This window comes from Methylosinus sp. H3A, assembly GCF_015709455.1.
Lineage (GTDB): Bacteria > Pseudomonadota > Alphaproteobacteria > Rhizobiales > Beijerinckiaceae > Methylosinus.
This window is the reverse complement of record NZ_JADNQW010000005.1, coordinates 1,548,398-1,569,133: the sequence shown is the minus strand read 5'-3', so window position 1 is coordinate 1,569,133 and position 20,736 is coordinate 1,548,398. Positions and strand designations below refer to the sequence as shown.

Below are 20,736 nucleotides of genomic sequence, written 5' to 3'. Positions count from 1 at the left end.
TGAACGACGGCGATCGCCGGCCGAGCTCGAGGAGACATAAACGCGAGCGTCGCCGTCACGATGTCGGACATCGTCATTGAAAACGAGGAAGTCGTCCATAGTTGTTTCACAAGCGAGGGCGGGAACACGGGGTCGCGACGTGCGCGAACCGGCGCGAACGTCGCCGTTCCTAGCAAACGAAATGAGCATAGCGGGTCGCCGCGGCAAGATGCGGCCAAGGGGAGACGCTCGAATAATGCTGCCCAATGTCGACGATATCGGCCGCTTCGCGCTATTTCTCGATCTCGACGGCACTGTCGCGGAAATCGCCGAGCGGCCGGATGCGGTGCGGGTCGATGCGGCGACGATCGCGCTTCTCGACGCGCTGCGGCGCGCTGCGGGCGACGCTGTCGCCGTCGTCTCGGGCCGGGATATCGCGGTTATCGATGCGCTGCTGAGTCCGCTCACGCTACCGGTGGCGGGCGTGCATGGATTGCAGCGACGCGACGCCGCCGGGCGCATGCATCGCACGGGCGAGCCTTCCGCCGATCTCGACTCCGTCATTCGCGCGATCGAGGTGGAGCTCGGTCGCGAGCCCGGCGTCATCGTCGAGCGAAAGACCGGCGCCGTCGCGCTGCATTACCGTCTACGGCCCGAGCTCGAGGCCAAATGCCGGGCCGTCGCCGAGCGCGCGGCGCGCGAGCGCCCCGACGTCGAGATACTGCCCGGAAAAATGGTCTTCGAAATTCGCCTGCAGGGCGGCGACAAGGGCGACGTCATCGAGGCTTTTTTGAAGGAAGAGCCGTTCCGCGGCCGCAAACCTATTTTCGCCGGCGACGATGTGACGGATGAAGTCGCCTTCGCCGCCGTCAACGCATTGGGCGGTCTTTCCATCAAAGTGGGGAGAAGCGCCACTCTGGCGCGCTACAGGGCCGCGGATCTGCGCGAATTGCATCGATGGCTCGCCGAGCTCGCGCGCGCATCGCAAGCGGAGCGCGCGAGATGAGCGACGCGCAACAGAACGAACGAAAAATCAGCGATCTCGAGCTCGGCGTCGTCGGCAATTGCGCCTTCGCCGCGCTCATCGATCGCGACGCCAGCGTCGTCTGGTGCTGCCTGCCGCGCTTCGACGGCGATCCCGTGTTCCACAGCCTGCTCGGCTCGCCGCCGGACATGGAGGATGGCGGCTTCTTCGCCGTCGATCTCGAGGATCGCGTCCATAGCGAGCAGGAATATAGCGGCAACACGGCCATTCTCGAGACCGTGCTGCATGGCAAGCAGGGCTCCGTGCGCGTCACCGATTTCGCGCCGCGATTCTTCTGGCGCGACCGGCTCTATCATCCGCATATGCTGATCCGCCGGCTGACGCCCGTCTCCGGCACGCCGCGCATCCGCATCCGCGTGCGGCCACGCTTCGGTTATGGATCGGCGGTTCCGACGCTCACCTTCGGCTCGCATCACATTCGGTATGTCGGACCGCATACGGTGCTGCGTCTCACCACCAATGCGCCGATCGACTATATCGCCGAGGAGACGCTGTTCAATCTCAGCAATTCGGTCGATCTCGTGCTCGGCCCGGATGAGACGCTGACGGAAGGCATAGCGCATACGGCGCGCAATTTCGAGGAGCGCACGCGCGACTATTGGCGGCATTGGGTGCATCGGCTCGCCATTCCTTTCGAATGGCAGAGCGCGGTGATCCGCGCAGCGATCACGCTGAAGCTCTGCACCTATGAGACGACCGGCGCCATCGTCGCGGCTCTGACGACGAGCATTCCGGAGGCGCCGGACACGCAGCGCAATTGGGATTATCGCTATTGCTGGGTGCGCGACGCCTATTTCGTCGTGCGCGCGCTCAATCGCATGGCGGCCATGCGCAAGATGGAGAATTATTTCGATTGGCTGATGAATGTCGTGGCCTCGGCTGCAGGCTCGCATATTCAGCCGGTCTATGGCCTCGGCCTCGAATCGGAGCTCACCGAGCGCATCATTCCCAATCTGCCCGGCTATCGCGGCATGGGGCCGGTGCGCGTCGGCAATCAGGCCTATCAGCACTTCCAGCACGATTCCTACGGCAATGTCATTCTCGGCGTCGCGCAGGCCTTCCTCGACCGACGTCTCTTGTCTCCGCCGACGCGCATGGATTTCCTGCGCCTCGAGGATATGGGCCGACAGGCGCTCGCCTGCTACGACAAGCCGGACGCCGGAATGTGGGAGCTGCGCTCGCGCGCGCGCGTGCATACGACATCGAGCCTCATGTGCTGGGCGGCGGCCGATCGCCTCGCCCGCATCGCCGATTACATCGGCGAGCCTGAGCGCGCCCGCGACTGGCGCGTGGAGGCCGAGCGCATCAAGCAGGTGATTCTCGAGAGGGCCTGGTCGCAAAAGCGCCAGGCCTTCGTCGAATCGCTCGACGGAGAACATCTCGACGCGGGCGTGCTGCTGATGATCGAGGTCGGCTTCATCGACGCCAATGATCCACGCATGGTCTCGACGCTGGAGCGCATCGAATCCGCGCTCGGCCGCGGCGCGCATATGATGCGCTATGAGGCGGCCGACGATTTCGGCGAGCCGACCACCGCCTTCACCACTTGCTCCTTCTGGCGCATCGACGCGCTCGCGCGCATGGGTCGGCGCGAGGAGGCGCGGGAGTATTTCGAGGCGCTGCTCGCACAGCGCAATCGACTCGGCATGATGTCCGAGGACATAGACGTCAAAACCGGCGAAGCCTGGGGAAACTATCCGCAGACCTATTCCATGGTCGGCATCATCAACTGCGCCATGAGGCTGTCGCGTTCTTGGGAGAAAGCCATATGAAACGCCTCGTCGTCGTCTCCAATCGCGTCGCCGACCCCGGCTGCAGCCAGGCCGCCGGCGGCCTCGCGGTATGCATTCTCGACGCTCTGCGCAAGCGCGGCGGCATGTGGTTCGGCTGGAATGGCGAGATCGTGGCCGACGACGCCGAGATCGACGTATCCTGCGTCAAATTCGACGAGCTGACGCTCGCGACCATGCCGCTCAGCGAGCGTGACTATCGCGATTATTATCTCGGCTTCGCCAATGCGGCGCTCTGGCCCGTGCATCACTGCAGGCTCGATCTCGCCCGCTTCGCGCAGGAGGCGATCGACGGTTATCGCCGCGTCAACGATCGCTTCGCCGAGAAGCTCGCGCCCATGTTGAGGAGCAATGATCTCGTTTGGGTGCATGACTATCACTTCATTCCGCTCGGCGCCGGGCTGCGCGAGCGCGGCGTCTCCAATCGCATCGGCTTTTTTCTTCACATTCCGTTTCCACCGCCCGACGTGCTCGTCGCCATGCCCGAGCACGAATGGTTGATGAACGCGCTCGTCGAATATGATCTCATCGGCTTTCAGACGAAGGCGGATCAGGCGAATTTCTTCCGCTTCATGTGCGACTTCATGCAGGGCGAGATGCTGACCCCGGACCTCGTCCGCGTCGGCGGCAAGACGGTGACGGCCTCGGTGTTTCCGGTCGGCATAGACGTCGATTCCTTCGCCGCCATGGCCGAGAGCCCGAGCGCGGCCAAGCGCATTCAGCGCCTGCATCGCGCCGGCGAGCCGCGCATAAATGTGATTGGCGTCGATCGGCTCGACTACACCAAGGGCCTGCCGGATCGCCTGCGCTCCTTCAAGCGTCTGCTCGAGATCTATCCGCAGAATTGCAAGGCGGTGACGCTGATGCAGATCGCGCCGCCGACGCGCGAGGATGTGCAGGCCTATGCCGACATACGCCACGAGCTGGAGGCGCTGTCCGGTGAGATCAACGGGCAGTTCGGCGATTTCGACTGGACGCCTGTGCGCTATCTGCATCGCCGCGTCGATCGCGACACGCTGGCGGCGCTCTATCGCGGCTCACAAGTGGGGCTGGTGACGCCGCTGCGCGACGGAATGAATCTCGTCGCCAAGGAATATGTCGTCGCGCAGGATGCGGAAAATCCTGGCGTGCTGGTGCTGTCGCGCTTCGCCGGCGCGGCGGAGGAGCTGCAAGAGGCGTTGATCGTCAACCCTTACGACGCCGATGAGGTCGCCAATGCGATGCAGAAGGCGATCGTGATGCCGCTGGCCGAGCGCAAGGAGCGCCACGCCGCGCTGCTGACACGCGTGCGCAAGCATGATTCCTTCAATTGGATGGATGGTTTTTTGCGCGCGCTCAGCGCCTGCCGCATGCCGCTCGCGGCGTGACGAGCGCGCTTCGTTCTTCCCGCGGGCGGGAGAAGGAAGCGCGCGTCGAGCTTTACGCGACAGCAGCCGATTTGCCGCGCGCGCGCTTGCGCTCGTTGGGATCGAGATAGGTCTTGCGCAGGCGGATCGACTTGGGCGTCACCTCGACCAGTTCGTCGTCCTCGATATAGGCCAGCGCCTTCTCCAGCGTCATCTTGATCGGCGGGGTGAGGCGCACGGCCTCGTCCTTGCCGGCGGCGCGGATGTTGGTGAGCTGCTTGCCCTTGAGGACGTTGATCTCGAGGTCGTTGTCGCGCGTATGCTCGCCGACGATCATGCCGCGATAGACCTTCCAGCCCGGCTCGATCATCATCGGACCGCGATCCTCAAGCTTCCACATGGCGTAGGCGACGGCCTCGCCCTGCTCATTGGAGATCAGCACGCCATTGCGACGGCCGACGATCTCGCCCTTGTGGTGCGAATAGGAGTGGAACAGGCGGTTCATGATCGCCGTGCCGCGCGTGTCGGTCAGCAATTCGCCCTGATAGCCGATGAGGCCGCGCGTCGGCGCATGGAAGACGAGACGCAGGCGATTGCCGCCCGAGGGGCGCATCTCGATCATCTCGGCCTTGCGCTCGGACATTTTCTGCACGACGACGCCGGAATGCTCCTCGTCGACGTCGATGACGACCTCCTCGATCGGCTCCAAAATCTCGCCGTCCTCGTCCTTCTGGAACACGACCTTCGGACGTGAGACGCCGACCTCGAAACCCTCGCGGCGCATGGTCTCGATGAGAATGGAGAGCTGCAATTCGCCGCGGCCGGAGACGATGAAGCTCTCTCCGCCGGGCGAATCTTCGACGCGCAGCGCGACATTGCCCTCGGCCTCCTTGAACAGGCGGGCGCGGATCATGCGGCTCGTGACCTTGTCGCCCTCCGTTCCCGCCAGCGGCGAGTCGTTGACGAGGAAGGTCATGGACAGGGTCGGCGGGTCGATCGGCTGCGCCTGCAGCGGCTCATTGACCTCGAGCGCGCAGAGCGTGTCGGCGACGTTGAACTTCTCGAGGCCGGCGATGGCGACGATGTCGCCGGCCTCGGCCTCCTCGATCGGCTGCCGCTCTATGCCGCGGAAGGCGAGAATTTTGGACACACGGCCCTGCTCGACGATCTTGCCGGTGCGGTCCAGCACCTTCACCGCCTGATTGGGCTTCACGCTGCCGGCGAAGACGCGGCCGGTGACGATGCGGCCGAGATAGGGGTTGGCCTCGAGCAGCGTGCCGAGCATGCGGAAGCCGCCCTCTTCGATCTTGGGCTCGGGCACATGCTTGATGACGAGATCGAACAGCGGCCCCATGCCGTCCTGCGGACCGGTCGGCTCCTCGGCCATCCAGCCCTGCTTGGCCGAGCCATAGATGATCGGGAAATCGAGCTGCTCGTCGGTGGCGTCGAGCGCGGCGAACAGGTCGAACACCTCGTTGACGACCTCGGTGATGCGCGCGTCGGGCTTGTCGACCTTGTTGATGGCGACGATCGGCCTCAGGCCGATCTTGAGCGCCTTGCCGACCACGAATTTGGTCTGCGGCATCGGGCCCTCGGCCGCGTCGACCAGCACGATGGCGCCGTCGACCATGGACAGGATGCGCTCCACCTCGCCGCCGAAATCGGCGTGGCCGGGCGTGTCGACGATATTGATGCGCGTGTCCTTCCAGGCGATCGAGGTCGCCTTGGCCATGATGGTGATGCCGCGCTCTTTCTCCAGGTCGTTGCTGTCCATCACCCGTTCGGCGACGCGCTGATTGTCACGGAAGGCGCCCGACTGCTGGAGCAGGCGATCGACGAGCGTCGTCTTGCCGTGGTCGACGTGGGCGATGATGGCGATGTTGCGCAGCTTCATGGGATAGGGCCGATCGGTTCGCGGGCGAAGCGCGGCCCGGCGCTCCTTTCGGGGCGCGAGGCGGACCGCGGCTTTTTGCAGTGCGGCATCTCATACAGGAGCGCGGCGCGAATGGGAAGCGTGGCGGCAGGACGGCGGCCACCTTCCGCCGTGCGGCGGCCCCGCCGGAGACCGGAGAGGAAAGTCCGCCTCACGGACCGGAGAATCGCTCCGGCGGCGCGGCCCGGATGAAATCGCCGACAGAGGAGGACATTCCGACGCCGTAGGTCACGCCCGTGTCGATCTTTTCATAGACATTGTCGATCCCTCTCGGGGTCTCGATGGTGATCCAATTGACGGAGTGGCTGCCGGCGCCCGCGGTGGTGAAGCGCGACCATCGACCGAATTGCCAGACGGCCATCGGCTTTTCGGTGGTGAAATCGTTCCAGGGCCCATGGGTCGTGACGGATCCCGAGGGCAGGGACGGAAGTCCGACGCCGAGCCCGAGGCCGACATAGGCGTACATGCAGGCGATATTATTGGTCATATCCCAGACCGTGAAGACGGCGAAGTCGACCAAAGGGCCGCCGCCGAGCTTGAACCGCGAGAATTTGGCCAGCCTGGAGGCGTGCGAGGCGGAGATCGCGGTCACCATCGCGATCCGGAATTTTCGACTGACCTTCGGCCGGGGCGGGACTTTCTTCGGCGGCCTCGGGTCATCCTCGAGCTTGGGCATGATCCAGAGCCGGACGCCGCGATCGCGCTCATCGTCCAACGCGTGCGTCTGCGCCTCTTCCTCGCCGACGGCGTTGGGCTCGATCTGGTTTCCATCGACGCCGTGATCGAGCAGAAAGGCCTGGACGGTCCCCACCCGGACCATGGCGGTTTCCATGTTCCAGTCATTCGATCCGATGCGGCTCGCCGAGCCGGTCATCCAGACAAATCCGCGATTGCGCTCCAGAAGCGGCACGACGCGCTCCGACAGAAACTTCTGATGCTCTGTCTTGAGCGGCCGAAATTTGCGCTTGTCGAAGTCGTCGAAGTCAAAATTATAGAGCAGGGCCTTCAACATGCCGGCGCCGCTGAAAAACTGGTCGATCTCGACCTTGCCGGGTCCAGTGGGTCGGAACATCGCGCGCTCCATCGATCGTGAAAAAAAATCTCGCGGTAAAATTCCGCGTCACGATCGACTTATGCGCCCGCGCCATGATCGAATGTGCGCTGGCGCACAGCGACTTCGCTCTTCGCCGGCCTATTCCGCCGCCGGAATCTTGCGCAGCGCCGGAAAGGCGGTCACCTCCCCCTTCGCTGCCTCCCCTTTCGCCAGCTCCCCTTTCGCCTCGCAGAGCGCGCGGCGGCGTTCCTGGATCGCGAGCCGAGCCTGATCCAGCGCCAGCGAGACCACATGGAGCGCGGTCGCATCCATATTGCGCAACCTCAGATCGGCGACGGAGCTGACCAGCGCCTGGTCCAGCTCGCGCTCATAGCCGTCGAGCTCGGCGACATCCTGCGCGCCGCGGGCGGCGGGCAGGATCTCGAGCAGGCGCTCGATCAGCTGCTCGGAGCGCTCATGCGTCTTCGTCCTCATGCGGCTGGCGAGCGCCGCCGCCGCCGAGCCCAGCAGCGACGCCAGCATCGCGCCGAGATAGAAGAAATCGCTGTATTTATCGAAGAAGCCGTGCTCGTTGCCATCGATGAAGTCGATCGCGCCCTGATGCGCCGGGACCGCCGAATCCTTGTCGGTGGAGGGCGCTTCCATATTATTTGCGAGCGGCGCGAGCGCGGCGATCATCGATCTATGGGTCAGGAATTGGCGTGTCACCTCGCCGGCGACATTCGCCGGAATCGACGGCCGGCCGACGAGAAGAACAGCGACGCTCGTGGTCTCGAGCGCCTGATCCGGGCGGGGCGGGTCGCCGCCGAAGGCTCCATGGACGATCTCGGTCTCCTCCAGCGTCGGATAGCGCTTGGCGATGGCCTTGGCCTCGGCGATGGGAAGAAAGACCGGCGGCTTCTTGTCGCCGGCGGCGACGATCTGATGGATCACGTCGCTGGCCGGGCCGATCTGCGGAATGGCGACGAGGAAGACCGCGTCGATCTTACGTGCGCGGAGCGCGGTTTCGACTTCCGCCGGCTGGAGCGTGACTGTCGCGAAGTTTCGCTCGAGAATGTCATATTGAGCCAGGATTGTCTCGAGCAGCCGGAGATTGCCGCGCGCGCCGGCGATCTCTTGGACGACGCCGATCCTTTTGCCGCGCAGATCGGCGACGCGCTTGATCTTGGAGCCCCCCGGCGCGACGAGCACGGCGGCGTTGCGATGCAGGACGACGAGCGCCTGCGCCGAGGGCGGCAGCGCGTCGCTGCGCGCCACGGCGACCTCGGCCGAGCCCTGCTCGAGCGCGGCTGCGGCGGCCGCCGAATCGACGACCGGAACAACTTTCAGCCGCACCTGCTCGTGCTGGTGGGAGAAGGCCTGCGCAGCCGCAGTCAGCAGGCGGAAGTCCTGCGTCCCCTGAGCGACGGCGACGCGCAGCTCCGTCGGTCGATTGTAGAGATAATGGGCTGTCGCCGCCGCGCCGACGAGGACGAGGCAGGCGATCAGCACCGCGAGAATTGTTCGCAGCATCGGATCAGCCTCGGTTGCGAAGCCGAATGTGCTCATATAGTGCGACCAATTCTCGTTTTCACAGAGGCGAAGTCGTGGAGGCTACGGCTTTTCCTTTGCGCCGCGGGCGCTGCGCTTGGCCAATGTGCGTAGGCGCAAGGCGTTGAGCTTGATGAAACCCTCGGCGTCGCGATGGTCATAGGCGACGGCGCCCTCCTCGAAGGTGACGAGCTCCTTGTCATAGAGGGAATAGGGGCTCTCGCGGCCGACGACCCAGGCGCTCCCCTTGTAGAGCTTCAGCCGCACGCGGCCGGTGACGAGCTCCTGGCTCTTGTCGATCAGCGCCTGCAGCATCTCCCGCTCCGGCGCGAACCAGAAGCCGTTGTAGATCAGCTCGGCATATTTCGGCATGAGCTCGTCTTTGAGATGCGCCGCGCCGCGGTCCAGCGTCACGCTCTCGATGCCGCGATGGGCGACGAGCAGAATGGCGCCGCCGGGAGTCTCATACATGCCGCGCGATTTGATGCCGACGAAGCGGTTCTCGACGAGGTCGAGCCGGCCGACGCCATGGGCGCGGCCGAGTTCGTTGAGCCGGGTCAGCAGCGCGGCCGGCGAGAGCGCCTCGCCGTCCACGGCGACGGCGTCGCCCTTCTCGAAGTCGATCGTCACATATTGCGGGACGTCGGGCGCCTTTTCGGGATCGACGGTGCGGGAATAGACGTAGTCCGGCACTTCCTGCGCCGGGTCTTCCAGCACCTTGCCCTCGGAGGAGGTGTGCAGGAGATTGGCGTCGACCGAGAAGGGCGCGTCGCCGCGCTTGTCCTTGGCGATCGGAATCTGGTTCTTTTCCGCGAAATCGATGAGCGCGGTGCGGGAGGTCAAATCCCATTCGCGCCACGGGGCGATGACGGTGATATCCGGCTCCAGCGCGTAATAGCCGAGCTCGAAGCGGACCTGATCATTGCCCTTGCCGGTCGCGCCATGGCAGACGGCGTCGGCGCCCAGGCGCCGGGCGATCTCGATCTGCTTCTTGGCGATGAGCGGGCGGGCGATCGAGGTTCCGAGCAGATAGAGCCCCTCATATTGGGGATTGGCGCGGAACATCGGAAAGACGAAGTCGCGGACGAACTCCTCGCGCAGATCCTCGATGAAAATATGCTCGGGCTTGACGCCGAGCAGCTCGGCCTTGGCGCGGGCGGGCTCCAGCTCCTCGCCCTGGCCGAGGTCGGCGGTGAAGGTCACGACCTCGCAGCCATAGGTGGTCTGCAGCCATTTGAGGATGATCGAGGTGTCGAGGCCGCCGGAATAGGCGAGGACGACGCGTTTGATGTCTTTCTTGGAGCGGGTCATTCGAGGTTCTTCTTTCGGCGCCGCCTCGCGCGGGCGCATGTCGCGCCGCGACTATAGAGACGCGCCGCGCGCGCGCAAGCCGGAGCCTGCGCCCTCCATCCGCCGTCTCGTCATCGCCGCCGCGGCGCGCTACAATGTCGCCATGAGCACGAAGCGAGTCGCGCCGGGGACGGCGGCGCGAGGCCTCACGCCGGCGCGCCGCGCCGCGCTGGACATTCTCACAAAGGCGAACCGACCAGTCGGCGCCTATGAGATGATCGATCTTCTCGCCGACGAGAAGGGCAAACGGCCGGCGCCCATCTCCGTCTATCGGGCGCTCGGCTATCTGCTCGACCAGGGCCTCGCCCATCGGCTGGCCTCCCGCAACGCCTTCGTAATCTGCGGCCACTCGCATGAGGCGGGCGAGCCGGTGATCTTCCTGATCTGCGACGAATGCGGCGAGGTGAGCGAGGCGACCAGCCCCGAGCTGACGCGCGGCTTGGCGGGAATGACGGCGGCCGCCGGGTTCCAGCCGCGCACGCGCGTCGTCGAGATCGCAGGGCTCTGCGGACGCTGCGCCGCCGCGGGGCGAAAGGAGGGCTGAGGCGATCCTCCCGAGAGCCTCCTACTCGAGAACTTTACCATCGGACAAAGGATTGGTGTCGACGCCGCCGCCGATCTTCGTCAATATCGTCGATCGCGCCCCAAGTGATGCTTTCGCGCCCCGAGTGATGTTCCCATCCCGAGTGATGAGGGAATCAACCGTTACGTCTACCCTGAGCAGCGATCGATGCTCATATGACAGGAGACAGGCTTCCCGCCGCGACCGGCACAATCTTTGCCTCGAAAGTCCTGAACTCGGTCTTCGACCAGTCGACAGGGGTGGGGCGGTCGACGGCGAAGACGAGAGGCGGCCCGATCGGTTTCGCGCCGTCTCGAGAATCGTGAGCCGTAGCAGCTCGAGCGACAGGTGCCCCATGACGAACTCCGACGTTTTTACGGATTTTGCGAGATCATACAGGGGGAGGCGGGCCGTCGAAATGACGCTGTCCGACTATCTCGACCTATGCCGCGAAAATCCAAAAGCCTATGCGAGCGCCGCGGAGCGCATCCTCGATTCGATCGGCGAGCCGGAGCTCATCGACACCTCGCGCGACCCGAGGCTCGGCCGTATCTTCATGAACCGCACCATCCGCGTCTATCCGGCCTTCGCCGAGTTTTTCGGCATGGAGGAGACGATCGAGCGGATCGTCAGCTATTTCCGCCATGCGGCGCAGGGCCTCGAGGAGCGCAAGCAGATCCTCTACCTGCTCGGCCCCGTCGGCGGCGGCAAATCCTCGCTCGCCGAGCGCCTGAAGGCGCTGATGGAGATCGATCCGATCTATGTGCTGAAGGCAGGCGACGAGCTGAGCCCGGTCTTCGAGAGCCCGCTCGGCCTCTTCGATCCGGCCATTGCGGGAGATATGCTCGAGGAGCGCTACGGCATTCCGCGCCGGCGCCTCAGCGGGCTGATGAGCCCCTGGTGCCTGAAGCGTCTCGACGAATTCGGCGGCGACATCACGCAATTCACCGTGGTGAAGATCACGCCCTCGCGCCTGCGCCAGATCGCCATCGCCAAGACCGAGCCGGGCGACGAGAATAATCAGGACATCTCCTCGCTGGTCGGCAAGGTGGATATCCGCAAGCTCGAGAATCTCGCCCAGGCCGACCCGGACGCCTACAGCTATTCCGGCGGCCTCAACCGCGCCAATCAGGGACTTCTCGAATTCGTCGAGATGTTCAAGGCGCCGATCAAGATGCTGCATCCTCTCCTCACCGCCACGCAGGAGGGAAATTACATCGGCACGGAGAATATCGGCGCAATTCCCTTCTCCGGCATCGTGATGGCCCATTCCAACGAGGCGGAATGGCAGAGCTTCAAGAACAACCGCAACAATGAGGCCTTCATCGATCGCATCTATGTGATCAAAGTGCCCTACTGCCTGCGCGTGACCGAGGAGCAGCGCATCTACGAGAAGCTGCTGAAGGGCTCCGAGCTCGCCGAGGCGAGCTGCGCGCCGAGCACGCTCGAAATGCTCGCCCGCTTCATCGTGCTCTCGCGCCTGAAGCCGCATGAGAACTCGAACCTGTTCTCCAAGATGCGCGTCTATGACGGCGAGAGCCTGCGCGAGGTCGACCCGCGCGCCCGCAGCATGCTGGAGTATAAGGACGCGGCCGGCGTGGACGAGGGCATGGACGGCTGCTCCACCCGCTTCGCCTTCAAAGTGCTGGCGGCGACCTTCAATCACGACACGGTCGAGGTCGCGGCCGATCCGGTCCATCTCATGTATGTGCTGGAGCAGTCGCTGCGCCGCGATCAAATGCCGCCGGAGACGGAGAAGCGCTATCTCGAGTTCATCAAGGCCGAGCTCGCGCCGCGCTACGCCGAATTCATCGGCCATGAGATTCAGAAGGCCTATCTCGAATCCTACCAGGATTACGGCCAAAATCTCTTCGACCGCTATATCGACTACGCCGACGCCTGGATCGAGGATCAGGATTTCAAGGATCCCGACACCGGCCAGCTTCTGGACCGCGACCTGTTGAACCAGGAGCTGACCAAGATCGAAAAGCCCGCGGGGATCGCCAACCCCAAGGATTTCCGCAATGAGGTGGTCAAATTCGCGCTGCGCTGGCGCGCCGCCAACGAGGGACGCAATCCCTCCTGGGCGAGCTATGAGAAGATCCGCGACGTCATCGAAAGGCGCATGTTCTCGCAAGTCGAGGAGCTGCTGCCGATCATTTCATTCGGATCGAAAAAAGACACTCAGACAGAAAAAAAACATGCAGAATTCGTAAACCGCATGATGGCCCGCGGCTACACGGAGCGGCAAGTGCGCCGTCTGGTCGAGTGGTACATGCGCGTAAAACAAGCCGGTTGACCGAAAGGCGGCCGGCGAAAAACGGGTGATGAAACGATGCACATCGTCGATCGTCGGTTGAACCCCGGAAGCAAGAGCTTCGCGAATCGTCAGCGCTTTCTCCGCCGCGCCAAGGATATGGTGGAGAAGGCGGTTCGCGAGGCGAGCAAGGACAGGGCGATCGGCGATCTCGAGAGTCCCGGCGAGATCTCGATTCCCTCCGAGGGCACGCGCGAGCCCACATTCCGCCACACGCAGGGCTCGCGGCGCGACCTCGTGCTGCCCGGCAACAAAGACTATGTCGAGGGCGATCTCATCGAGCGCCCGCGCGGCGAAGGCGAGGGCGACGGAGCCGGCGGCCAGGTCGGCCGCGGCGACGGCCAGGAGGACGCCTTCCGTTTCATCCTCACGCGCGATGAATTTTTGAGCATCTTCCTGGATGATCTCGAGCTGCCCGATCTCGCCAAGCGGCGCGTCGCCCAGACCGAGAAAGAAGGGCTGCGCCGCGCCGGCTTCACCACGACCGGCACGCCGGCCAATCTCGCGCTCCACCGCACGCTGCAGACCTCGCTCTCGCGCCGCATCGCATTGAAGCGCCCAAAGCAAGAAGCGCTCGACGATCTCGCGCAACGGCTCGAGGAGGCGCTGCGGCTCGACGCTCCCGAGGTCGAGCGGCTCACAGCCGAGCTCGAGGCGCTGCGGAACAAGCGGGCGCGCATCTCCTATCTCGATCCGATCGATCTGCGCTATCGCCGCTTCGAGCGTTTCCCCAAGCCGGTCACCCAGGCGGTGATGTTCTGCCTGATGGACGTCTCCGGCTCCATGACCGAGCATATGAAGGATCTGGCCAAGCGCTTCTTCATGCTGCTGCATGTGTTTCTCACGCGCCGCTACAAGCGCGTCGAGATCGTCTTCATCCGCCATACGGATCGCGCCGGCGAGGTGGACGAGGAGACCTTCTTCCGCTCCGCCGAGACCGGCGGCACGATGGTCTCCTCCGCGCTGCAGGAGATGCTGAAAGTCATTCGCGAGCGCTATGATCCCGGCGTGTGGAACATATACGCCGCCCAGGCCTCGGACGGCGACAATCTCTCCAGCGACAATCCGCAGACGCGCGAATTGCTGCAGAACCAGATTCTGCCGCTCTGCCAATATTTCGCCTATGTCGAGGTGAGCGGGCCCAATGTCGAGACGCATGGCTATGTGCCCCATCACGGCCAGAGCTCGCTGTGGCTCACCTATGCGGCGCTGCAGAAGGAGAATGAAAAATTCCAGATGCGGCGCGTGTCGCGGCGCGAGCACATTTATTCGGTGTTCCGGCAATTGTTCCAACGGCGCGCCGCCAAGACTGCGGAGGCCAGCTGATGCGCGGCGAACTTCTCTATGAAGGCAAGGACTGGGACTTCGGCACGATCCAACGCATCCATGACGCGGTGGCGGACATCGCGCATAAGGAGCTCGGCCTCGACACATTCCCCAATCAGATCGAGATCATCACCGCCGAGCAGATGCTCGACGCCTATGCGTCGACGGGCATGCCTCTCTTCTACAAGCATTGGTCATTCGGCAAGCGCTTCGCCCAGCACGAGGGCATCTACCGCATGGGGCTGCAAGGCCTCGCCTATGAGATCGTCATCAACGCCGATCCCTGCATCAGCTACATCATGGAGGAGAATTCCGCCACGATGCAGACGCTGGTGATCGCGCACGCCGCCTTCGGCCACAACCACTTCTTCAAGCACAATTACCAGTTCCGCCAATGGACCGACCCGGAGGGGATTCTCGACTATCTCTCCTTCGCCAAGGCCTATATCTCCAATTGCGAGGAGCGCTATGGCCATGCGGAGGTCGAGCGCCTGCTCGACGCCGCCCATGCGCTGATGCCGCATGGCATAGACCGCTATCCGCGCAAACGACCGCTCAATCTGCATATGGAGGAGAAGCGCGAGCAGGATCGCAAGGAGGAGCGCGAGCGCGTCTATGACGATCTCTGGCGCACCGTGCCGGGCAGCGCGCGCGGCTCCAAGCAGATGGCGGGCGACAAGCGCCGCGCCCTGCTCGGCCTGCCGCAAGAAAATATCCTCTACTTCTTGGAGAAAGCCGCGCCGCGTCTAAAACCCTGGCAGCGCGAGGTGCTGCGCATCGTGCGGCTCATCGCGCAATATTTCTATCCGCAGCAGCAGACCAAAGTGATGAACGAGGGCTGCGCGACCTATTGCCATTATCGCCTGCTCAACCGCCTGCATGAGACGGGGCAGATCGGCGACGGCAGCTTCCTCGAATTCCTCACCTCGCACACCAACGCGACACGCCAGCCCTTCTACGACAGCCCGTCCTATAGCGGCATAAATCCATATGCGCTCGGCTTCGACATGATGCGCGACATAGAACGCATCGTGCGCGAGCCGACCGAGGAAGACCGCTATTGGTTCCCCGACATTGCGGGAACCGGCGACGAGATGGAGGTGCTGCGCAATGTCTGGGCGAATTATCGCGACGACAGTTTCATCGCGCAATTCTTGAGCCCCAGGCTCATCCGCAACTGGCGGCTGTTCCATGTCGTCGACGATCGCGAGCAGCCGCATCTCGAGGTCTCGTCGATCCACAATGAGCGCGGCTATCGCGATCTGCGCCGCAGCCTCGCCGCCCAATATGAGGTAGGCGGCTATGCGCCGGACATTCAGATCGTCGACGTCGATCTCGCCGGCAACCGCAAGCTGGTGCTGCATCACCGCGTCCGCGACGGCAAGATGCTGGAGCTGACCAACGCCTCCATGGTGCTCGGCCATCTGGCCAATCTGTGGGGCTATGAGGTGTTGCTGCAGGAGATCGACGCCAGCACTGAGCAAGTGCTGAAGGAGCATATGGTGCGGCCGGAGGCGGGCTGAGCGCGGCCCTGACGGGAAGGGCGATCGGACGAACGCGACGCCGATGAGGCGTTCGGGAGGGGGTGACGCCGCCGAGTCTTTGCCGATGAACCCCACCCCGGACGGCTTCGCCGCCCGACCCTCCCCCTAAAGGGGCCTAAAGGGGAGGGTGGAACGCTCCGCGGTTATTTCAGGGCGAAGCCCAGCGCGCGCAGCGCCTCCTTCAGCCGGTCGCGGCCGCTGAGGCTCTCCGGGCCGCGCACGCGAGAGAGCGCCTGACGAATCCAACCCTGCTCGGGAAGGCCCGCCTCCTTCTGGAAATCGCGGAACTTCTCGTCATAAGTCGCGACAGCCTCGCGCTGCGCCTCGTTCCAGGCATATTGCTCGCGATGCAGAACGGCACCTTGGCCGAGGCGCGGGCGCACGCCGCCGGCCTTGGCCGGATCGGGACGGCCGACGGCCATGCCGAAGACGGCAAAAACGCCCGGCGGCAGGTCCAGCTCCTTCGCCACTTCCTCCGGCTTATTGCGAATCCCGCCTATATAGACGCCGCCATAGCCGAGCGATTCCAGCGCGATCAGCGCATTTTGCGCGGCGAGGCCGGCGTCGATCGCCGCGGTGAGGAACATTTCGAGATAGGGCAGCGCCGCCCCGTCGCGCCCCTGCTCCTTGCCGATATTCTCGAGCCGCGAGAGATCGGCGAGCCACAGCAAAAACAAAGGCGCGTCGCGAATATGCTGCTGATTGCCGGCGAGATCGGCGAGACGGCTCTTGCGCGCCTCGTCCTCCACGGCGACGAGGCTCCAGACCTGGAGATTGGAGGAGGTGGCGGCCGATTGCGCGGCGGCGACGACGGTCGCCAGAGTCTCGGCGGGAATTTTTTCCGGCAGATAGGCGCGGATGGAGCGATGCGCGAGCAAAAGATCCAGCGTCTCGTTCCAAACGGGCGGGGTCGGCGAATCGTCGCGACGATAGCGGGCGCGGATCGCCTCCGCGCCATCGGCCGCGCTCAATTCCCCTCTCGTGATCGGCTTGTTCATGTCGTCTCCAGAAAATGCCGCGTGACGGGCGCTTTATGGCATGGTGGCGAAAGCCGCCGCAAAAATCCACCCTGGCGACCGCCGCCTCCGCCGATCCCCTCGGTTTGTACGGAGGCTGGCCTCGCCAGAGCTGCTCCTTGTGGACAACGCCGGGCAAGTCTGTTAATTCCCCGCGCACGGATCAGGCGCTCCGTCAGCGCCCGATCGACTATTCTCACCCTCCGCAGCAACGTCTCCAACCGGGGCGCCGCCGCCCCAAGAAACAGGATCGCTTCGTGCAAGTTCTCGTCCGCGACAATAATGTCGACCAGGCTCTCAAGGCGCTGAAGAAGAAGATGCAGCGCGAAGGCATTTTCCGTGAGATGAAGCTCCGCGGCCATTACGAGAAGCCCTCGGAGAAGCGGGCCCGCGAGAAGGCCGAGGCCGTGCGCCGCGCGCGCAAGCTCGCCCGCAAGAAGCTGCAGCGCGAAGGCCTGCTGCCGATGAAGCCGAAGCCCGCCGTCGGCGGCCGCTGAGCGGCGAAAAGCGGGCGCGCGGTCGAATTCTCGCCGAATTGCCCGGTTTAGATCATCGTCATCGCGCTTTCCGCGCTTTCAGGACTTTGTTCGAGGAGGTCGGACGGAATGGAATTGCCGCTCGGCTCGGCGGTTCGCCGGACGTCCCCCGCATTTTTCCGCCGCGCGTCTCTGCGCGCGGGCGCTGCGGCGCTGACCCTGCTCGCGCTCGCGGGCTGTGAGACCGCCGGCATGCTGCGTCCGCCGGGAAGAGGCTTCGCCGAGACGGACGCCGCCGATCCCCGCGCCGCCTCCGCCAATATCGATTCGCTCTCCGACGTCGTCCGCCGCAATCCGAGCGCCGAGGCGTTCAACACGCGCGGCGTAGCGCTGGCCAAGATCGGCCAGTTCCAGGAGGCGATCACCGATTTCTCGCAGGCGATCAAGATCGAGCCCAATAACGCCGCCGCCTTCACCAATCGCGCGCTGGCCTTCCGCCAGACGGGCCGCAACGATCAGGCGCGGCTCGACTTCGACCGCGCCATCGACGTCAATCCCAATCATGCGCCGGCCTATATCGGCCGCGCCAATCTCTTGCGCGCGCAGGGCAATCTCGATCAGGCGCTCGCCGACCTCGATTCGGCGATCAAGCTCAATCCCGAGAGCGCCCAGGCTTTTCACGCGCGTGGGCTGATCCATCAAAAGCGCGGCGACAATCAACGCGCCGTCACCGATTTCGACAACGCCATCGACCGCGACCCCTTCGCGGCGGCGCCCTATCAGGCGCGCGGCGAGAGCCTGGTGACGCTCGGCAATTACGACAAGGCGATCGAGGATTTCAACGCGGCGCTCAATGTCGACAATAAGAGCGCGCCGGCCTGGGCCTGGCTCGGCCTCGCCTATGAGCGCAAGGGCAATCGCCAAAAGGCGGCCGAATCCTACCAGCGCGCTCTCGCGCTCGATCCGCAGCAGCCGATCGCGAGACAAGGCGCCTCGCGCGGCTGAGCGACGCGCTCAGTCGCTCGCCTCCAGCCGGCCCGGCGTGGAGAGCGCGACGTCGACCCAGCGCGCGACGCGCGGAAACACATCCACCAATCCGATGACGAGATGCTGGCCGCCGGGCACGAGGACGAATGTCTTCGGCTCATTGGCGAGCTCGAAGAGCCGGCGCCCGAGCGCGATCGGCACCACCCCGTCCTTGTCGCCATGGACGATCAGCACCGGCATGCGAACGTCGCGAATGGCGAGGTCGGAGCGGAACTGATCCAGCATGATCCAACGCACGGGCAGAAAGCCGTAGCGCGTCTCGGCGACATCCGCCGCCGAGGAGAAGGGCGAATCGAGCACCAGCGCCGCCGCCTCCCGCCGCGCGGCGAGCTGGGTGGCGACGCCGGAGCCGAGCGATTCGCCGACGAGGGCGATGCGAGCGGGCGCATAGCCGCGCTCGCGGGCGGCGGCATAGGCGGCCTCGGCGTCATGCAAGAGGCCCTCTTGCGTCGGCGCCCCGCTGGAGCCGCCATAGCCGCGATAGGCGATGGCGAGGAAACCATAGCCCTCGGCCATGAAATTGCGGAAGCGCGCGACTCGGTCGACGAGCGCGCCGGCGTTGCCGTGGAAATAGAGCAGCACCGGCCGGCCGGCGCGCGGCGGCGCATGCCAGGCGACGATCGTCTCGCCGTCGGAGGTCGCGAGCCTCAGCTCCTCGACGCCCTCGAGGCCCGCCTCGCGCGGCGAGACATTGCGCGTATCCGGCAGATATTGCAGGCGCCGCTGAAACAGGCCGAGCCCCGCCGCCGCGACGAAATAGGTCGCGACGACGACGAGCAGCGCCCATTTCAGCAGCGCGAGCGCCATGCGATCAGTCTCCGCTCTGGGCCTTGCGCCGCGCCTCGGCGCGCTCCTCGAGCTTCGACGCGATCCCGCCGGCCGCGAGCACCAGAACCGCGCCTGCGACAGAGGCCGCGAGCTCGAAATGCTCGGGCGCGACCCAGCCGAACTTTTGCCAGATCGGATCGCCGGCGATGAGCTCGCCCGAAATCCAGCCGAGCAGGCCCGCGCCCGCCCAGATCAGAATCGGGAAGCGCGACAGCGCCTGCATCAGCAATCCCGCGCCGAAGACGACGATCGGCACCGAGACCGCGAGACCGAAAATGATGAGCGGCATGGAGCCGCGCGCGGCGCCGGCGATAGCGATGACATTGTCGAGCGACATCACCGCATCGGCCATGACGATGGCCGCCACCGCGCCCCACAGATCCTCTTTCGCGTCGACGTGATGCTCTGTCTCGTCGATCAAAAGCTTGGTCGCGACGCCGAGCAGCAAAAGCCCGCCGACCGCTTTGAGCGCCGGAATGGACATCAGCTGAATGACGACGAAGGCGAAGGCGATACGCAATAGGACGCCGCCGGCCGCGCCGAGCAAAATGCCCCATCGTCGTTGCTGTTTCGGGAGCTTGTGACAGGCGAGCGCGATGAGGATCGCATTGTCGCCGGAGAGAAGCAGATCGATCCAGATGATCTCGAAGATTTCGAAGCCGACGGAAAGTTCGTCGCCGCTCATTGACTTGGTTATCCAGCCCTGCCCGTGGGCAGTGTGCGCGGATCATATCGGATCGCGGGGGGGCAGCGCCAGCGAGATCGGACAGCGGCGCCGGGCAATCGGGCGAGCCGCCGAGCGGCCTCCCACTCCAGCGGGCGGCGGGCGGCCCCCTCGCGCTGGCTCCCACCCGTCGCCCGGTCCGCCCGGGACAGCGAAGTCTTCGGGTTATTTGCGCGCTTTTGCCGAGAGTTTCGCCGGCGCGGCGGCGCAGGGCGGCATGAAATCGTCGAGCTTTTTCTCGTCCGCGCCGGGCGAATGAGCGTCATGGCCGAGCAGCAGGGGCAGCCAGCCGAGCGCGTCATCCGTATGCACATAGACGTCGACGAGCAGCGGCCCCTTGGGGATATCGGCGTGGCGGCAGAACAAGCCGCCCTCGATATCGAGAGAGCCATGCGATTTCGCGCCGCTCTCGCGCCAGCGATTTCCCTCCTCCTGCGCGGCGCGGATGGCGGCGAGATCGCGGCGGTCGGCTTCGAAGATCGCGAGATTTCCGGCCGCGGCCGCGTCCAGCCCGGCGAGGGCGTGACGATCCTCCTCATGCGCGGCGGCGACGAGGCGGATGGTCAGAACATGCTTCGCCTCCTCCTCGCCATCGCGCCAATAGGTCGCGACGACGCGCGCGCCGACCGGCGTCGGCTCCAGCCAATCGGGCGCGCGCAGAGCGATACGCAGCGGCGAGACATCCGCCGTCGAAAGGCTATAGGACCGAAGCTTCCATTGCGTGGAGAGCGACACGCCATTGCAGGCGGAGAGGGCGAGAGCGAGAGCGAGGGCGACCGTGAGAGGCGCGAGCCGGGGTGTCATGGACGAGCTCCGAAAATCCGATGATATTTTCATGTTTGACATTAAAATTAATATGTGTCAAATGG

General features: G+C 64.7%; 17 protein-coding genes. 9 read left to right on the top strand and 8 right to left on the bottom strand.

Going from position 1 to position 20,736, the window contains the following annotated elements:
• Positions 1 to 235: 235 nt before the first annotated feature.
• The 3 genes from otsB to otsA are packed head-to-tail and all read left to right on the top strand — an operon-like array spanning position 236 to position 4,181.
• A complete protein-coding gene (gene otsB, locus IY145_RS10325; RefSeq protein WP_196408133.1) occupies positions 236 to 985 on the top strand; it encodes a trehalose-phosphatase in 750 nt (249 codons plus the stop codon).
• Positions 982 to 2,796, top strand: coding sequence for a glycoside hydrolase family 15 protein (locus IY145_RS10320; protein WP_196408132.1), 1,815 nt, complete (start codon positions 982 to 984; stop codon positions 2,794 to 2,796). The genes otsB and IY145_RS10320 overlap by 4 nt, the downstream gene beginning before the upstream one ends.
• Entirely contained in the window at positions 2,793 to 4,181 is a 1,389-nt protein-coding gene (gene otsA / locus IY145_RS10315; protein WP_196408131.1) for an alpha,alpha-trehalose-phosphate synthase (UDP-forming), read from the top strand. Before IY145_RS10320 ends, otsA begins: the two co-directional genes overlap by 4 nt.
• A gap of 52 nt (positions 4,182 to 4,233) precedes the next feature.
• On the opposite strand, the gene typA is transcribed toward otsA, so the two are convergent.
• From typA to IY145_RS10295, 4 genes are all read right to left on the bottom strand, one after another.
• On the bottom strand, positions 4,234 to 6,054 hold the full coding sequence (gene typA, locus IY145_RS10310) for a translational GTPase TypA (RefSeq protein WP_196408130.1): 1,821 nt from the start codon (positions 6,052 to 6,054) through the stop codon (positions 4,234 to 4,236).
• Positions 6,055 to 6,244: 190 nt separating this feature from the next.
• On the bottom strand, positions 6,245 to 7,165 hold the full coding sequence (locus IY145_RS10305; protein ID WP_196408129.1) for an OmpA family protein: 921 nt from the start codon (positions 7,163 to 7,165) through the stop codon (positions 6,245 to 6,247).
• Between the two features lie 120 nt (positions 7,166 to 7,285).
• Positions 7,286 to 8,659, bottom strand: a complete 1,374-nt coding sequence (locus IY145_RS10300) for a TAXI family TRAP transporter solute-binding subunit (protein ID WP_246721939.1) — start codon at positions 8,657 to 8,659, stop codon at positions 7,286 to 7,288.
• Between the two features lie 81 nt (positions 8,660 to 8,740).
• Positions 8,741 to 9,988 carry an argininosuccinate synthase gene (locus IY145_RS10295; RefSeq protein ID WP_196408127.1) on the bottom strand — a complete coding sequence of 416 codons (1,248 nt, stop codon included), beginning with the start codon at positions 9,986 to 9,988 and terminating at the stop codon, positions 8,741 to 8,743.
• Between IY145_RS10295 and IY145_RS10290 the strand changes: the two genes are divergently transcribed.
• The 4 genes from IY145_RS10290 to IY145_RS10275 all read left to right on the top strand — a co-directional run bounded on the left by IY145_RS10290 (position 9,966) and on the right by IY145_RS10275 (position 15,755).
• On the top strand, positions 9,966 to 10,571 hold the full coding sequence (locus IY145_RS10290; protein WP_246721937.1) for a Fur family transcriptional regulator: 606 nt from the start codon (positions 9,966 to 9,968) through the stop codon (positions 10,569 to 10,571). The two genes, IY145_RS10295 and IY145_RS10290, sit on opposite strands and share 23 nt — an antisense overlap.
• Positions 10,572 to 10,944: 373 nt before the next feature.
• Entirely contained in the window at positions 10,945 to 12,888 is a 1,944-nt protein-coding gene (locus IY145_RS10285) for a PrkA family serine protein kinase (RefSeq protein WP_196408126.1), read from the top strand.
• A 36-nt stretch (positions 12,889 to 12,924) separates the two neighbouring features.
• On the top strand, positions 12,925 to 14,232 hold the full coding sequence (locus IY145_RS10280) for a YeaH/YhbH family protein (RefSeq protein WP_196408125.1): 1,308 nt from the start codon (positions 12,925 to 12,927) through the stop codon (positions 14,230 to 14,232).
• A complete protein-coding gene (locus IY145_RS10275) occupies positions 14,232 to 15,755 on the top strand; it encodes a SpoVR family protein (protein ID WP_196408124.1) in 1,524 nt (507 codons plus the stop codon). Before IY145_RS10280 ends, IY145_RS10275 begins: the two co-directional genes overlap by 1 nt.
• A gap of 164 nt (positions 15,756 to 15,919) precedes the next feature.
• Here IY145_RS10275 and IY145_RS10270 read toward each other — a convergent pair whose 3' ends face one another.
• Positions 15,920 to 16,774, bottom strand: a complete 855-nt coding sequence (locus IY145_RS10270) for a nitroreductase family protein (protein WP_196408123.1) — start codon at positions 16,772 to 16,774, stop codon at positions 15,920 to 15,922.
• 275 nt (positions 16,775 to 17,049) lie between these two features.
• Here IY145_RS10270 and rpsU point away from each other — a divergent pair, with 275 nt between their 5' ends.
• Together rpsU and IY145_RS10260 are read left to right on the top strand one after the other, a co-directional pair.
• The gene (gene rpsU / locus IY145_RS10265; protein ID WP_024881562.1) at positions 17,050 to 17,289 is read left to right on the top strand and encodes a 30S ribosomal protein S21; all 240 of its coding nucleotides are present in this window, start codon (positions 17,050 to 17,052) and stop codon (positions 17,287 to 17,289) included.
• A gap of 108 nt (positions 17,290 to 17,397) precedes the next feature.
• On the top strand, positions 17,398 to 18,273 hold the full coding sequence (locus IY145_RS10260; RefSeq protein ID WP_196408122.1) for a tetratricopeptide repeat protein: 876 nt from the start codon (positions 17,398 to 17,400) through the stop codon (positions 18,271 to 18,273).
• A 9-nt stretch (positions 18,274 to 18,282) separates the two neighbouring features.
• Here IY145_RS10260 and IY145_RS10255 read toward each other — a convergent pair whose 3' ends face one another.
• The 3 genes from IY145_RS10255 to IY145_RS10245 form a co-directional block, all read right to left on the bottom strand.
• Entirely contained in the window at positions 18,283 to 19,122 is an 840-nt protein-coding gene (locus IY145_RS10255; protein ID WP_196408121.1) for an alpha/beta hydrolase, read from the bottom strand.
• Positions 19,123 to 19,126: 4 nt separating this feature from the next.
• On the bottom strand, positions 19,127 to 19,828 hold the full coding sequence (locus IY145_RS10250) for a TerC family protein (RefSeq protein WP_196408120.1): 702 nt from the start codon (positions 19,826 to 19,828) through the stop codon (positions 19,127 to 19,129).
• A gap of 204 nt (positions 19,829 to 20,032) precedes the next feature.
• The gene (locus IY145_RS10245) at positions 20,033 to 20,671 is read right to left on the bottom strand and encodes a hypothetical protein (RefSeq protein ID WP_196408119.1); all 639 of its coding nucleotides are present in this window, start codon (positions 20,669 to 20,671) and stop codon (positions 20,033 to 20,035) included.
• Between the last annotated feature and the right edge of the window lie 65 nt (positions 20,672 to 20,736).

Bases quoted from the DNA above. Each gene is read 5' to 3' on its own strand.
- otsB (WP_196408133.1), top strand. From the start codon at position 236: ATGCTGCCCAATGTCGACGATATCGGCCGCTTCGCGCTATTTCTCGAT.
- IY145_RS10320 (WP_196408132.1), top strand. From the start codon at position 982: ATGAGCGACGCGCAACAGAACGAACGAAAAATCAGCGATCTCGAGCTC.
- otsA (WP_196408131.1), top strand. From the start codon at position 2,793: ATGAAACGCCTCGTCGTCGTCTCCAATCGCGTCGCCGACCCCGGCTGC.
- typA (WP_196408130.1), bottom strand. From the start codon at position 6,054: ATGAAGCTGCGCAACATCGCCATCATCGCCCACGTCGACCACGGCAAG.
- IY145_RS10305 (WP_196408129.1), bottom strand. From the start codon at position 7,165: ATGTTCCGACCCACTGGACCCGGCAAGGTCGAGATCGACCAGTTTTTC.
- IY145_RS10300 (WP_246721939.1), bottom strand. From the start codon at position 8,659: ATGCTGCGAACAATTCTCGCGGTGCTGATCGCCTGCCTCGTCCTCGTC.
- IY145_RS10290 (WP_246721937.1), top strand. From the start codon at position 9,966: ATGTCTTTCTTGGAGCGGGTCATTCGAGGTTCTTCTTTCGGCGCCGCC.
- IY145_RS10295 (WP_196408127.1), bottom strand. From the start codon at position 9,988: ATGACCCGCTCCAAGAAAGACATCAAACGCGTCGTCCTCGCCTATTCC.
- IY145_RS10285 (WP_196408126.1), top strand. From the start codon at position 10,945: ATGACGAACTCCGACGTTTTTACGGATTTTGCGAGATCATACAGGGGG.
- IY145_RS10280 (WP_196408125.1), top strand. From the start codon at position 12,925: ATGCACATCGTCGATCGTCGGTTGAACCCCGGAAGCAAGAGCTTCGCG.
- IY145_RS10275 (WP_196408124.1), top strand. From the start codon at position 14,232: ATGCGCGGCGAACTTCTCTATGAAGGCAAGGACTGGGACTTCGGCACG.
- IY145_RS10270 (WP_196408123.1), bottom strand. From the start codon at position 16,774: ATGAACAAGCCGATCACGAGAGGGGAATTGAGCGCGGCCGATGGCGCG.
- IY145_RS10260 (WP_196408122.1), top strand. From the start codon at position 17,398: ATGGAATTGCCGCTCGGCTCGGCGGTTCGCCGGACGTCCCCCGCATTT.
- IY145_RS10255 (WP_196408121.1), bottom strand. From the start codon at position 19,122: ATGGCGCTCGCGCTGCTGAAATGGGCGCTGCTCGTCGTCGTCGCGACC.
- IY145_RS10250 (WP_196408120.1), bottom strand. From the start codon at position 19,828: ATGAGCGGCGACGAACTTTCCGTCGGCTTCGAAATCTTCGAGATCATC.
- IY145_RS10245 (WP_196408119.1), bottom strand. From the start codon at position 20,671: ATGACACCCCGGCTCGCGCCTCTCACGGTCGCCCTCGCTCTCGCTCTC.